At 40.6% G+C, this 14,320-nt stretch carries 13 protein-coding genes and 1 riboswitch; of the genes, 10 read left to right on the top strand and 3 right to left on the bottom strand.

All coding sequences use genetic code 11. The features are described from left to right. Nucleotides 1-53: 53 nt before the first annotated feature. The 9 genes from AC1ECB_RS11840 to AC1ECB_RS11800 all read left to right on the top strand — a co-directional run bounded on the left by AC1ECB_RS11840 (nucleotide 54) and on the right by AC1ECB_RS11800 (nucleotide 10,418). Nucleotides 54-1,436: a TrpB-like pyridoxal phosphate-dependent enzyme gene (locus tag AC1ECB_RS11840; protein WP_485668878.1), complete on the top strand. Its 1,383-nt coding sequence runs from the start codon at nucleotides 54-56 to the stop codon at nucleotides 1,434-1,436. A gap of 258 nt (nucleotides 1,437-1,694) precedes the next feature. Further along, the gene (locus tag AC1ECB_RS11835) at nucleotides 1,695-2,984 is read left to right on the top strand and encodes an IS91 family transposase (RefSeq protein WP_485668250.1); all 1,290 of its coding nucleotides are present in this window, start codon (nucleotides 1,695-1,697) and stop codon (nucleotides 2,982-2,984) included. Between the two features lie 379 nt (nucleotides 2,985-3,363). Next, a complete protein-coding gene (locus tag AC1ECB_RS11830; protein WP_485668877.1) occupies nucleotides 3,364-5,745 on the top strand; it encodes an EAL domain-containing protein in 2,382 nt (793 codons plus the stop codon). A gap of 21 nt (nucleotides 5,746-5,766) precedes the next feature. Then, nucleotides 5,767-6,831 carry a threonine aldolase family protein gene (locus AC1ECB_RS11825; protein WP_485668876.1) on the top strand — a complete coding sequence of 355 codons (1,065 nt, stop codon included), beginning with the start codon at nucleotides 5,767-5,769 and terminating at the stop codon, nucleotides 6,829-6,831. Continuing rightward, nucleotides 6,812-7,213: a (deoxy)nucleoside triphosphate pyrophosphohydrolase gene (locus tag AC1ECB_RS11820; protein ID WP_485669325.1), complete on the top strand. Its 402-nt coding sequence runs from the start codon at nucleotides 6,812-6,814 to the stop codon at nucleotides 7,211-7,213. Before AC1ECB_RS11825 ends, AC1ECB_RS11820 begins: the two co-directional genes overlap by 20 nt. A 165-nt stretch (nucleotides 7,214-7,378) precedes the next feature. Next, a complete protein-coding gene (locus AC1ECB_RS11815; protein ID WP_485668875.1) occupies nucleotides 7,379-7,720 on the top strand; it encodes a PadR family transcriptional regulator in 342 nt (113 codons plus the stop codon). Further along, complete coding sequence (locus AC1ECB_RS11810) at nucleotides 7,711-8,964, top strand: FtsW/RodA/SpoVE family cell cycle protein (protein ID WP_485668874.1); 1,254 nt, start codon at nucleotides 7,711-7,713, stop codon at nucleotides 8,962-8,964. Before AC1ECB_RS11815 ends, AC1ECB_RS11810 begins: the two co-directional genes overlap by 10 nt. Nucleotides 8,965-9,039: 75 nt before the next feature. Next, nucleotides 9,040-9,124, top strand: a riboswitch (cyclic di-GMP riboswitch). An 87-nt stretch (nucleotides 9,125-9,211) separates the two neighbouring features. After that, nucleotides 9,212-9,520, top strand: coding sequence for an STAS domain-containing protein (locus AC1ECB_RS11805; RefSeq protein WP_485668873.1), 309 nt, complete (start codon nucleotides 9,212-9,214; stop codon nucleotides 9,518-9,520). Then, a complete protein-coding gene (locus AC1ECB_RS11800) occupies nucleotides 9,510-10,418 on the top strand; it encodes a diguanylate cyclase domain-containing protein (protein ID WP_485668872.1) in 909 nt (302 codons plus the stop codon). The genes AC1ECB_RS11805 and AC1ECB_RS11800 overlap by 11 nt, the downstream gene beginning before the upstream one ends. 3 nt (nucleotides 10,419-10,421) lie before the next feature. On the opposite strand, the gene AC1ECB_RS11795 is transcribed toward AC1ECB_RS11800, so the two are convergent. Both AC1ECB_RS11795 and AC1ECB_RS11790 read right to left on the bottom strand, forming a co-directional pair. Then, nucleotides 10,422-10,883, bottom strand: a complete 462-nt coding sequence (locus tag AC1ECB_RS11795) for a CBO0543 family protein (protein ID WP_485669324.1) — start codon at nucleotides 10,881-10,883, stop codon at nucleotides 10,422-10,424. 99 nt (nucleotides 10,884-10,982) lie between these two features. Continuing rightward, nucleotides 10,983-11,438 carry a CBO0543 family protein gene (locus AC1ECB_RS11790; RefSeq protein ID WP_485668871.1) on the bottom strand — a complete coding sequence of 152 codons (456 nt, stop codon included), beginning with the start codon at nucleotides 11,436-11,438 and terminating at the stop codon, nucleotides 10,983-10,985. A gap of 408 nt (nucleotides 11,439-11,846) precedes the next feature. Between AC1ECB_RS11790 and AC1ECB_RS11785 the strand changes: the two genes are divergently transcribed. Continuing rightward, nucleotides 11,847-12,968, top strand: a complete 1,122-nt coding sequence (locus tag AC1ECB_RS11785; protein ID WP_485668870.1) for a S1C family serine protease — start codon at nucleotides 11,847-11,849, stop codon at nucleotides 12,966-12,968. A gap of 320 nt (nucleotides 12,969-13,288) precedes the next feature. On the opposite strand, the gene AC1ECB_RS11780 is transcribed toward AC1ECB_RS11785, so the two are convergent. After that, the gene (locus tag AC1ECB_RS11780) at nucleotides 13,289-14,167 is read right to left on the bottom strand and encodes a CAP domain-containing protein (protein WP_485668869.1); all 879 of its coding nucleotides are present in this window, start codon (nucleotides 14,165-14,167) and stop codon (nucleotides 13,289-13,291) included. Nucleotides 14,168-14,320: the final 153 nt, after the last annotated feature.

Here is a 14,320-nt window from a genome sequence, read left to right as displayed (position 1 = left end):
GTTATTTTGGATGTCTTTAAGAAAATTATATAAATGAAGGGAGAGTTTATCACATGACAAAGAAAATTCCGCACAGATTATATTTAACTGAGGATCAGATACCAACACAATGGTACAATTTGCGTGCAGATATGAACGAGAAGCCTGATCCTATGCTAAATCCTGCAACAGGAAAACCAGTAATACCAGAAGATTTATATCCTGTATTCTGCGAAAAGTTGGCTCATCAGGAACTGGATGATACAACCAGGTATATTGACATACCTAAAGAAATTTTGGAAATGTACAAGAATTACCGGCCTTCACCATTATGTCGTGCATATAATTTAGAAAAGGCTCTGGAAACTCCAGCAAAGATTTACTACAAATTTGAAGGAAATAACACATCTGGAAGTCACAAACTGAACTCAGCCATTGCGCAGGCTTATTATGCAAAGGAGCAGGGATTAACGGGACTTACAACTGAAACAGGAGCAGGTCAGTGGGGAACCGCTCTTGCAGAATCTTGCTGCTATTTTGGAATTCCACTTACTGTATATATGGTAAAGGCATCCTATGAACAAAAGCCTTTTCGTAAATCAATTATGGAAACCTTTGGTGCAACTGTAATCGCCAGTCCCAGCAATACTACAGAAACTGGAAGAAAGATATTGGCAATGAATCCGAACACTTCAGGAAGCCTTGGATGTGCGATTTCTGAAGCCGTGGAAAAGGCTGTTACTACAGAGGGATATAAATATGTGTTAGGCTCCGTACTGAATCAGGTACTTCTCCACCAGTCAATCATCGGATTGGAAAGTGAAAAAGCTATGGAAATGCTTGGAGAGTATCCAGACGTAGTAATCGGTTGCGCTGGCGGCGGTTCCAATCTTGGTGGCCTAATTGCACCGTTTATGAGGGATAAGATCACAGGTAAGGCCAATCCACGCTTAATCGCAGTAGAGCCGGCATCCTGTCCATCTCTGACAAGAGGAAAGTATATGTATGATTACTGCGATACCGGAAGGATTACGCCTATGGCCAAAATGTACACACTGGGATGTACCTTTGCTCCATCACCAATCCATGCGGGCGGATTGAGATACCATGGCATGGCACCAATCCTTTCTAAGCTGTATCACGAGGGATACATGGAAGCAGTATCAGTAGAGCAGACAAAGGTATTTGAAGCGGCTACTTTCTTTGCTAAGTACGAAAGCATCCTGCCAGCTCCGGAATCTGCTCATGCCATTCGTACTGCAATTGATGAAGCGTTGAAATGTAAGGAGACCGGAGAAGAAAAAACCATTCTTTTTGGATTAACCGGAACAGGATTTTTTGATATGACGGCATACAGTTCCTTTCACGAAGGAACAATGATCGACCACATTCCAACAGATGAAGAGCTTCAGAAAGGCTTTGACAATCTTCCTAAAATACCGGGAATACAGGAATAGCGTGCTTCACCCCAAAAAGGCAGAGCCCGGCAATTTAATTTAGGCCAAACCACTTATAAGATAAAGTATAAGTGGTTTGAACCGCAGAGACGCAGAGTACGCAGAGGGAATGTTCTCGATATACATCTCCCCTCTGCGTTCTCTGTGTACTCTGCGGTTAGCCGTATCCTCAAGGGCGCGATAGCGCTTTTTTAATATATCAGAAAGTATAAGATTCGGGGTGTAGTCCTTTACTTGGAATTTTGGTAAAGTAAAAGCATGGCACACAATACATTATGGCAAATATTCTTCGACAAGAATGAGCATTGGGATAAATTTATAAAGCGTCATGGTAGACGTATTCGAGAAGTTGTGAAAAAAGAAATCAACAAATATCGTTATTGTGGTGATAGCAAGCATGGTTATAAAATGCTAGTATGTGAAGGGTGTCATGATGTAAAAATTATACCTTATCGCTGTAAAAGTAGATTTTGCACGACCTGCTCCTGTGGTGAAAGCGAAGAATGGAGTAGGATGATGTCAGAAGATGTTATCCAAACCAATCATCGTCATGTTGTCTTTACGATAGATGAAAATCTTAGAATCATATTTGAGAAGCACCGTAATTTGCTTAAAGGCTTAATGGATGAAGCAGCGCGTATGATTCGTGATTATTTTCAAAAAAAACATAAAGTAATACCTGGAATTATATCCGGATTACATACTTTTGGATCGAAACTGAACTTTAATCCGCATGTCCATATGTTAGTAAGTATGGGTGGTATGAAGGAAAATGGGGAATGGAAAAGTTATGACTTTATCCCTTTTCCCATGCTCCGTAAGCAATGGCAAACAGTGGTGCTTAAACTGATTCGAAAGAGTATTACGGCAGAAGAGAAGAAAAAAGTTCAGCCGCTATTACAACAAGCCTATGTAAATAATGCAGATGGCTTTTATATATATGCCCCGAAACAAAAGGGAAATTTTAAAGAACAATTACAATACATTGGTCGTTATATGAGACGTCCTGCAATCGGTATAAATCGAATAGTAGACTACGATGGTGAAATGGTAAGTTTTCGTTATCATGATAAAAATGATGGTCAAGAAAAGGTTGAAACAATAACGGTGGAAGAATTTATAGGTCGAATCATAAAACATATACCAGATGAACAATTTAAAGTGATTCGTCATTATGGAATCTACTCTAGACGAATCAAAACCCTATGCAAACAATTAATAACAGTTTGGCAAAAAAATGCACGTAAGTGGCTAGTAAAGATAAAGCGGTTAGTAAAAAGAAATTGGAGTCAAAGAATCAAAGAACAGACAGGAAAAGATCCAATGATATGTCCCCATTGTAGTAATTATTATGAATACAAGGGAGAAGTCTGTCTAAAAGAAGGTAAATTGACAGTAAAATATGCAAAAGATAGTATGGCGAGAGCTTATTTAGAAAGGATGATTGACGATAGCACAGGCAATGAGAAAAAAGAAAGCAAAGAAAATAGGCGGGAAGCCAACGCCTCCTCGCCCAAGTACGGTAAAGTATATTTGTTTAGTGTGTGATGAGATTGAGAATATTCCATACCAAGTTGTTAGGAATTTTGACAGAATGGATGACGGTGATCCAACGGTACCGCCACAGTTTGCTTGTCAAAAATGTGGCAATGCGATGTATCCTGAGTATTACAAAGGGGTTCATGGATTTGAGTATAAGATATCTGATTTGAGGTAGACCAAAAGGACGCGTAGCGTTTTTCTTATTTAATTGGGTGTGGTTTTTATATAAAGAGGGAAAAGACGAAATATGTCGAAATTAAACCAATAATAGAATGTTCTGTAATGAGCATCTATTCAGACTAATCGACCTAAAGCAAAAGTAATATATTGTTATGTGTGTTTATACAAGCCGCTGGTCATTAACTTTATTTCAAAAGGTGATATTGTGAAAAACAAGATGCAAAGTAAAAATAATGCGGCTAACGAGAGGGAAGTAAGTAAGACTAATTTGACTAATTTGATCGACATCGATTTCTTACAAAAATTTCAGGATGATTTTGCTAAAGGGGTCGGCCTAGCAAGTGTTACAGTCGATCTTGAAGGTAATCCGGTTACAAAGCCAAGTAGCTTTACCCGCTTCTGTATGGATTACACCCAGTCAACAAAATGTGGAGGCAAACGGTGTGCCGAATCCCATCGCAAAGGTGGTGAGGAAGCCGCCCGGACCGGTAAGCCGGTAATATACCAATGTCATGCAGGTCTTATTGATTTTGCGGCACCAATCATGTTGAAAGGGCAGCTAATCGGCACCATTCTGGGCGGGCAGATATTAACTACTTTCCCGGAAGAAGAAAAGTATCGTCGATTTGCTAAAGAAATCGGTGTCATTCCAGATGAATATGTAGAGGCGGTAAAGGAAGTTCGTATTGTATCTAAAGAGAGCATTGAAGCTGCCGCCAATGTGTTGTATATTGTAGCTAATAGTATGTCCAGAACTTCTTATCACCAAATAAAACTTAAAGCAGTGGTCACTCAGTCTGAAAGAAAGCTGCAACAGACCGACGAGGGACTTGTGGCGGTTCAAGAAAATCTACTGGCATCGCAAGACGAGCTAAGACAACAATTCGAAAACCTAAAAATACAAGCTATCGCGTTAGAGGAGAGCCAGCAACGGTATCGGTCTTTGTTTGACAACATGATAAACGGTTTTGCTCTCCATGATATTATCTGCGATGAAAGCGGAAAGCCGGTTGATTATCGTTTTTTATCTGTAAATCCGGCCTTTGAGCGTCTCACCGGACTAAAAGGAGATAAGATACTGGGAAAAACCGTGATGGAGATTCATCCCAATATTGAGCAGTATTGGATCGAAGAATATGGAAAAGTAGCTCTTACCGGCCAACCGCATTCAATGATTAAATATGCGCGGGAGTTAGGCCGCTATTATGAAGTAGAAGCATATTGCCCTGAACCGGGGAAATTCGCCGTTCACTTCCTTGACTGTACAGAGAGATTCAAGCATCATGAAAAAATGGAGCACATGGCCTATCATGATGCTTTGACTGACTTACCTAACCGATATCTATTCCGGGATCGTCTGCAAAAAGCTCTTGTTCGTGCTGCGGGGAGCAATAAGAAATTAGCTGTCATAATGCTTGATTTGGATGATTTTAAGCTGATCAACGATACACTTGGTCACTTTGCCGGTGATGAACTACTTAAGGTTATCGGTGAAAGATTGCGCTCCTCACTCCGTGAAGAAGATGTCGTATCCCGTGTGGGTGGAGATGAATTTATAATTTTGTTGGAAAATATTAAAAATATTGACAACATAACTCCAATTACTGAGAAGATTATCCAGGCGGTGGAAAAGCCATGGCATTACAACCAAAAAATGCACAATATTACATGCTCACTTGGAGTTTCGGTATTTCCAAGCGACGGACAAGACGCAGACGTTTTGCTAAAACAGGCTGATTTAGCCATGTATAAGGGGAAAGAGCTTGGTAACGGGTGCTGCCAACATTATCATTTCGATATGGGAGCTCAGGTTTCCCGGCGCGTGGAAATGGAAGCAGAGCTGCGCATAGCCATAGAAGAGGAGCAATTTATTCTTCATTATCAACCACAAGTCGATTTTAACGGGTGTATCGTTGGGGTCGAAGCATTAGTACGTTGGCAACACCCGGGCAGAGGGATGATCCCACCGATGGAGTTCATTCCTGCCGCCGAAGAAAGTGGTCTGATAACGAAGCTCGGCGAGTGGGTACTCCAGACAGCTTGCCGTCAGGCTAAGAAATGGCAGGATGACGGATTACCGCCCATCTATATGGCAGTAAATCTCTCGGCTCGTCAGTTTCATCAACAAAATTTGTTGCAAGTAATATCTCAGACAATTGAGCAATCGGGGCTGGATCCACAGAGGCTTATATTGGAAATTACCGAGACAGTTGCCATGAAAAGTGCTGAATACACTACTCAAGTACTACAAACATTACGATCCATGGGGGTTCAAATTGCGCTCGACGATTTTGGGATCGGTTATTCTTCGCTACTTTATTTAAAGAAATTTCCAGTTAATTTATTGAAGATTGATCGTTCTTTCATTCAAGATATCGACACTGAGCCTGAGGGGGGGAGTATTGCCAGAGCCATATTGGGGTTGGCAAAAAACCTTCAATACACTGTAGTAGCTGAAGGAGTCGAAACGGTTGAGCAACTCAACTTCTTAAAGAAGTTACAATGCGACCAAATGCAGGGCTATATATTCAGCAAGCCTTTACCTTCTGCCGGGATAACTGAAATATTGTTAACCATGCTACGTTAAAATAATTGGAGATGATTAAAGTTGATACGTTTTGAGAGTGATTATACAGAAGGTGCTCATGAGCGAATAATGAACCGATTAATGGAAACTAATGAAGAGCAGACACCAGGCTACGGCATGGATGAACACTGTGAAAGAGCCAGGGCTTATATTAGAAAAGCCTGTCATGTAGAGGAGGCAGATATACACTTTTTAGTTGGAGGAACACAGACCAATACTATTATCATTTCTTCGATTCTGCGTCCGCATCAAGGAGCAGTTGCTGCAATTACCGGACATATCGCAATACATGAGACGGGAGCGATTGAAGCTACTGGTCATAAGGTACTTACTTTGCCGAGTGAGGATGGAAAAATACAGGCAATACAGGTAAAAAAGCTATATGATGCTCACTGGAATGATGTAACTCACGAGCATATGGTGCAGCCCGGCTTGGTTTATATATCTCACCCTACCGAGAATGGAACCGCTTATAGTAAATCCGAGTTGGAAGCACTAAGTAAAGTTTGCCGGGAATGTGGATTGCCACTTGTTATGGATGGTGCCAGATTAGGATATGGTCTGTCTGCCAAAGATAGTGATCTATCTTTGGCAGATATTGCAAGCCTATGTGATGTATTTTATATAGGGGGAACGAAAATCGGAGCATTGATGGGGGAAGCCGTAGTAATTATAAATAATGCTTTGAAAAAAGATTTCCGGTATATTATCAAGCAAAATGGAGGAATGCTGGCTAAGGGTAGATTATTGGGGATTCAGTTTGAAACCTTATTCGAAGATGGTTTATACTATGAAATTTCAAAACATGCCGTCGATATGGCGATGATGATTCGAGAGGCATTTGCTGAAGAAGGATTTTCTTTCCGATATGATTCGACGACAAATCAGCAGTTTCCAATTTTACCGAATGAGGTGTTAAGCAAATTGAGCGAAAAGTATTCTTATTCTTTCTGGGAAAAAGTCGATGCTAAACACAGTGCCGTGAGATTTTGCACCAGTTGGGCTACGAAGAAAGAAAACGTTGAAATGCTGATAAAGGATAGTAAGGCATTACACAAGCTAGAGAATAGGAGATACCATTCATGAAAGAAGTAGTAGCCGGTTTAATAAAAAAAATAACAAACTTCTAATTACAAGACGAACGTTTCCACCAGAGCTAAATGGTAAGTGGGAGTTTCCAGGCGGTAAAATCGAAAAAAATGAAACTCCCCAACAAGGTCTTGAGAGGGAGATATTTGAGGAATTAAATATGCGTGTATGTGCGCGAAACCATTTTATGTCTGTCCGGCATCAGCACTCACGGGGTCCGATAAACTTGCTATTTTATTGGGCTGAGTGGGTCGAAGGTGATGCAGTATTGATTGATCACGACATGTTTGCCTGGGTAAATATTCATGAATTGAACCAGTATGATTTTGCTCCCGCGGATGCTGTAGTCGCCCAAAAATTACAGATTGTTTCGGGATAGACATTCCTTAAGGCGCAGACCGAAAATTCCTTTCTCTAAGAGAGACTGCACAGAGTGAGTCTCGTTAAATGAATAATCTATTGCAAATAATTAGGAAGTGTATTACTATAATACATAGATATACTATGCATTGAATAACAATGCTTAAACAAGGGGGATTCAAGAGTGCGGGTCAATAAGGAACTGCTTAAGGGAAGTACGGTTATCCTTATTCTGAAATTGCTGGAACGAAAACCGATGTACGGCTACGAAATGATCAAAGAGATGGCGAATACTTCAGGTGGGGTGTTTCACTTCAAGGAAGGAACGCTTTACCCCATATTGCATTCGCTGGAACTGGACGGGATGCTTGAAGCCTATTGGTCGGATGCCCAGGGGAATCGGCAAAGAAAATACTATCGATTGACCGAGCGGGGTCGGTCGCAGCTTGAAGAAAAAAGACGGGAGTGGGTTGTATTCCGCTCGGCGGTAGAACAGATTCTCGGGGAGGCGATTGTATGTCGTTAGAACAAAATCGTATAGTGCAAACCTATTTGGATGCAGTATGTTCTCAAATAAAATGGCATGAAGTACATGGGCAGGTGAAGTCGGAGCTGTTGTCTCATCTGGAAGAGATTGCTCTGGAATTGAAAAACGACGGCCTGTCAGAGCAGGACGCCATCCAGGCCGCGATACATAGAATGGGGGATGCGACCGACTTAGGCTGGCAGTTCCAGCAAACCCATGCACCCCAGAGAAACTGGCCGTTGGTCGGCGCTGTTGCCTTAATGAGCTTTCTGGGCTTGGCTGTAATGCATATGCTTGACACAAGTGGTGTGCTGCCAGGTGCGCTGCACGTGTTTGTCAAAAGCGCGATTTTTACCGGCATCGGAACCGCGATATTGTTTTGGCTGCATTACTATGATTTTAGAAAGCTGCGTCCTTACACTCCGCACCTTTATGCGGGCACAATACTGCTTTGGTTAGCCGTGTTGATGCTGGGGCCGTCCCTGAATGGAAAATCGTTTCTGGCGTTAGGTCCCGTTTTAATCGGTGGTTACAACCATAACCTCTTCATTAACTATATTGGCATTACGCCATGTTTCCTTACTCTTGCTCTGGCAGGAATCTTCATCGGCAGAGACTGGACAAATGGGTCCTGGATGATAAAGGCCGCTATGCTTTTGATCATTCCGGATTTCCTTTATATGATAAGCAACACCGCTTATCTTGCGGTGGTTTACACGTTGGTATTCATTGTCCTCATGGCTATGTCCGGTGCCCCAAAAACACGAATCATCGGCTTCCTGCTGATGCCGGTTGGTTTAATTCTGATCAAACTGTCATTGGCCGCGGATAATTTGAGTCTCCTCAATATTATCCGTTCTGCAGAGTTGCAAGGCATTTCCATGCCAGAAGCGGCTTCCACAGCATTTCACACCGACTTTGTCTTTCTTTACTTAGTGCATAAGTTTGGCTGGTTGGCAGGTGCCGGCGCTATTGCCGCAGGATGCACCATAACACTGGTATTGGTCCGCGCAGCGCGGCAGGTCAAGGACCAGTATGGGAGAATGGTTGTGGCGGGACTTGCCGCTTACTTTACTGTCAATTTTTCCTGGCATGTGCTGATGTCGCTGGGACTGGCTCCCGTTGCATCTGTATGCCTGCCGTTTGTCAGCTTTGGCGGCACGCAAACGATTGTAAACCTGGCAGCCACCGGGGTGATATTAAGTATTTATAAACGAAAGAATCTGCTGAATTTGACGAGATAAAAGTTCACAATAAAAGATTACGCATGTTTTTTTGTTTTAAGCAGGATTATGAAGTATTATGCAGAATAAAACAAAAAATAATATTGGCAAACCTCCTGAAAAGGCGGGACGCAAAGCCATGGGTCTAAAGATTCTAGTCTAAGATTGCCAGGTTGCAGCATGAAAGTTAGCTGAAGCTGGCAATTTTTTATTATCCAGAGGTAAAGGGTTACATTGATATTTGTACTTATTCTTCGGGGGTGGACTGGTGAAAGAAAATTATAATTATTTTGTGGTTAATATTGGTCCTGAATGTCTTGCCATCAATACTGATTGCGTTCGCGACAGAGTCTACAGCTTCTTTAAAGGTGAATCTACAGCTATCTGTCTTGATTTTAAAGACACTCTTTATATGGATGCTGCTGGTGTTGGCGTTATTGCTGCAATAGTTTTTGAAGGAAGACGTAAAGGTGTTAACATATCAATGAGAGGAGCCACGGGTTCGGTACTGGATATGCTTACATCTACGGGAATATATCGATTACCTTCGTGGAGTGATGATAACTTTGGAGTATGAAAGGCAACGTATTTTACTTGTTGATGACACAAAGTTAAGTAACCAAATCATGAAGGATATATTGGGTAATGATTACGATATTCTTGTTGCGACATCGGGAGAAGAAGCCTTAGTTTTAGCTGCTTCGGAGAGTATAGATCTTATACTGCTAGACGTTGAAATGCCAGGAATGGATGGTTACGAGGTATGCAGAAATTTGAAGAAAAATCATTATACCCAAAACATCCCCGTTATTTTCGTTTCGGCTGCTAATGATGTTCAACATGAAACAGAGGGACTTGAAGCAGGGGCTATAGATTATATTATAAAACCTTCCAATCCCGCTATTATAAAGGCACGAGTAAAAAACCATTTGGAGCTTAAGAAATATAGGGATATACTAGAGCGAATATCTTTACTAGATGGATTAACCGGTATAGCTAATCGTCGCCATTTTGATCAGACACTAGAAAAAGAGTGGAGACGAGCATTACGTCAGGGAAATATTTTATCACTAGCTTTAATTGATATAGATTTTTTTAAGAAATATAACGATTATTATGGACATCTCGCAGGAGACGAGTGTTTACAGAAAGTGGGCAACATTCTGAAAGAATCGTTAAAAAGAGCCCGCGACTTGGGAGCACGTTATGGCGGAGAAGAGTTTGTTATTCTTCTCCCTTCAACGGAGAAAGGCGGGGCGCTAACAGTTACGGAAAGAATATGTAGTAATATAGAGAAGTTAAATATTCCGCATGAGTTGTCAGAAGTGGCCGAATATGTTACTGTAAGCATTGGAGTGGCCACCATAAGACCAGAATTAGATAAGGTTCCTTCAGATTTGATCCGGCAAGCTGATTCTGCTTTATACCAGGCGAAAAATGCGGGACGGAATAGAGTTTGCAGCGGATCAGATTGATAGTCACCTCTTTTGGCTAACATAATCGCAACCCCATCGGTAGAAGCCAATAAAAGCTCTGGATGCCAGAAATGTCAGCGTAAGCGTGTAAAAGGTAGTAAACCAGCTCCAGTTATTGTATTTAATAAGGTTGGTGTAGAGTTCAAGTGGATATTCTATTGCGGTTAAGAAGGCACTGAACAATAGAGCATACCATATTATCCCGACTAGACCTCGCGTGCGGGTAGTTTGGTTATATAGAATACACATTACTGGAAATACCCACACTTCAAAAAGCAGACTTGTTTCAAAATATTTCGGTAGTAGACGGACTGGATATTCTAACAGTTTAAGGGTTTCAACTGCACCTCCCCAAATAAAATCAAGGGTGCATTTAAAAAAGAAAACGACGACCCAATCCCGAAAATACCGCCAATCTACGACGAAAAGCAGCAATACCAAAGTAATTAGCGCTGCTATTATCATAATAAATTGTTCCAGGTTAATAATCACTGATATCACCCCCAGAGAGCGATGCTCTTCACTCAAGTAGTATTTCAAGATTAAAGATATATTACGTCGTGGTTACTTTTTTTCAGATGACAATTTTTCCAGCCGAAAGATTTTGTGAAATTGATAGAATAGCCAGTACAAAAACCAGTCGGCCATGTAGGAATGCCAGATAGTCCACCACTGATGGTATCGTAAGTACCCGGAACTTACATAGATTAGCTCGATAGAGATAGCAACGGTTGTCCAAAGCAGCCAATAGCTTATCATATTCTTTGCTGCGCGACTGTTGGGCAGCCATTGAATAAAGAGATATGTTACAACAGGGTATATCGCCAGATCTTCACCCAAGTGTATGAAATAAGGTGGGCCGATGTATTCCCACAGCGGGTAATAGAACATTAAGACATCGGTAGCCAGCGCCAGGGTTTTGGCGAAGATGCATACCGGAAAAATTTCCCGCCAACGGTTTTTGTCGGAAAAAACTAGCCATATTATCCATGCAAATATAAACCATGTTATATAGAACATTTAAACTCCGCCACAATAGTTTTTTAGTATAAATAAGTATAGATGGCTTTGTCCTTTGAGCATTATGCGAGAGGGACAAGGCCACTTTTATTCTTATAAGCTACCCCAAAAATGCAAAGTATATTCTTTAGGTTTCCTAAAGTTAGGTTGGTGGGCATGTCCGTGAGATTGGTTAATAAAATATTTAAGTACTAAGCGATGATTACAAAGGGTCTGCAGGTTTGTGTGTTACGGATTGGTATGCCACTGGGACCAATGCAAAAAATTTGATTAAAATGTAGATTTGAAACAAACTTCTTGCAGGAATTTTATCTTTTAGTGAAAAATGTAATATAGAGGTGTATAATCATCAATTGATGATTATAACTCAACTCAGAGAAAGGATTTTTATAGGGGGGTAGAAACATTATGAAGCACAATGAAAAATCACTGGTAAGCGTTGCTCTTCTTATTATTGTAACTGTTTTTTTTACTGTCGGTTTGATTCTTGGTGGCGGAGCTTTATCTGTTGAGGCAGCCCAAAATCTGGAAGCAGCCTCGCCAAATGTATTTCTGGGGCCTGACACAATCCAAACTATCGTAAAACAAGCAGGACCAGCTGTAGTTAAAATTGAGACTGAGACACAAATTCAAAATAATGATGATCCTTTTTTAAATAATCCCTTTTTTAGAGATTTCTTTGGAGAACAGTATAAAAGAAAACCGGGACTAACAAAAGCATTAGGTTCAGGTTTTATCATTTCTAAAGATGGTTATATCGTAACTAATAATCATGTGGTTGCCGGTGCAGAAAAAATACATGCCTATTTAACCAATAGAAAAGAACCCTATGCTGCTAAATTAATTGGTTCAGATGAACAATTGGATTTGGCGATATTAAAGATTGATGCCGGTGATGATCTTCCATCTCTAGAGTTTGGGGATTCCAACAAACTGGAAGTAGGCAGCTGGGTTATAGCAATTGGTAACCCGTATGGACTTGACCATACTGTTACAGTTGGTGTTATAAGTGCAAAAGGTAGACCACTTAGTATTAATGGAAATCAGTTTACGGATCTTTTACAAACTGATGCGTCAATTAACCCGGGCAATAGTGGTGGTCCGTTAATAAATCTTCAAGGAAAAGTAATTGGTATTAATACGGCAATTAACGCGCAAGCGCAAGGAATAGGATTTGCAATTCCTAGTTCAACTGTTACCCAAGTTATAGACCAACTAATTAATGAAGGAAAAGTTATCAGACCATGGCTGGGGATTTACATGCAACCTATTACTAAGGAACTTGCTAATTACTTTGGGTTACAAGAGCCTGAAGGAGTATTAATAAGTGCAGTTGCAGAAAACTCTCCTGCCCAAAAGGCAGGTCTTAAAAGGGGAGATATTGTTCTTGAATATAATAAGAAAAAAATGAATGACCCCGATAGATTAAAGAAAGAAGTATCAAATGCAAAGATTGGGGAAAAAGTGGTTGTATTAATTTATAGGGACGGTAAAACTATATTTGTACCAATAAAAATTGAAGAAAAATAATAAAAATAATAAAAATAATTACTTATGTTCCCATTGGTCAATGAAGCCCTTTAATAACCAGCAGTTTCATTGATATTTGCTCAGCAGTAATTCGGCGAAAATAAAAATACCGCAAAAGATGGCCATTAATGTTGACCACTATTTTGCGGTATTTTTCTTTGTCCCGATGAAAAGTATAACAAATACTTATTAAATTATCGAAGTGAAGTCATTTCAGCCAGGCTGAAACGAGTTCCCTATATTTCATAAAATAAAAAATCAGGGGCTAACCTAAATGCAATTTAGGTTAGCCCCTGTAGGTGAATCTGGATACGGTAAAGTTATGGCCTGATAAAATTCTGAACTATATAAATATTGCCACTCTTATCAAAAGCGATTCCGATTCCAATTTTGGTATAAGATGAGTTTAAAATGTTGGCGCGGTGTCCTGAACTATTCATAAAGGCTGCCTCTGCTTGCTGAACAGTTCGGTTAATGCCAATATTTTCGCCAGCGGTGCTGTAGGTTATTCCAGCTTGCTTCATACGGTCAAAAGGAGATTGTCCCTCAGGACTGTAGTGGGAGAAATAGTTACGGTTAAGCATGTCCTGAGCATAGTTTCTCGCAAGTGTAGTTAAACGAGAATCCACTTGTAAATCAGGAAGACCATTGGCGCGGCGGTCAGCATTTAACAAACTAACTGCTTGCTGTTCAGTTGCAATTACATTTCCAGAACTTGTGCCGGTTGATGTCGTTGAAGTGCTGCTATTAGAAGTGGTTGTAGAGGAACTACCCGTAGCAGTCGTTGAGGAACCGGTTCCATTTGAACCTGTTGTAGGGCTGCTAGTAGTATTGGAAGAATTACTGCTACTCTTAATTGCTTTTACTGATGTGATAAACCATGAACTATTATAGCGGCGCAGACTAAGGGTTACATTGTAGCTAGTACCATTATGAATTACATTGACAACGGCTAATTTCGCGCTTTTGCTTACTAAAGTAAATTTATCGGTGGTCGCATTAAATCCGAGGGATTTTGAAGAAGCTTTAACTACATTAACGGGATCTTGACTATTACTACTGGTGTTTGTGTTACCCGAATTGTGATAGCTATAAGGTGTGTACGCATATGCCGTCGTTGAGAGTGGCATTGCCAACATGTATAACCCGATGGATGTTCCAAGTAATCCTAGCAGAGCATTGCGAATAGATCGTTTCATTTCATTGTCCCTTTCTCTTAGTTTATAAGCTTAAAGTAAGTGGTTCATGTTTACATAGTATAATAACATGAATATTCGTTTTTTTCTATTGTAAGATTAACCCAGCAGAAAAAGCGAAGAGGGCTAGATGAAATCCTTTTCGCATGCTTTAGA

This window comes from Sporomusa sp. 246TCP1 (assembly GCF_057319775.1).
This window is presented reverse-complemented; position numbering and strand designations above follow the sequence as displayed.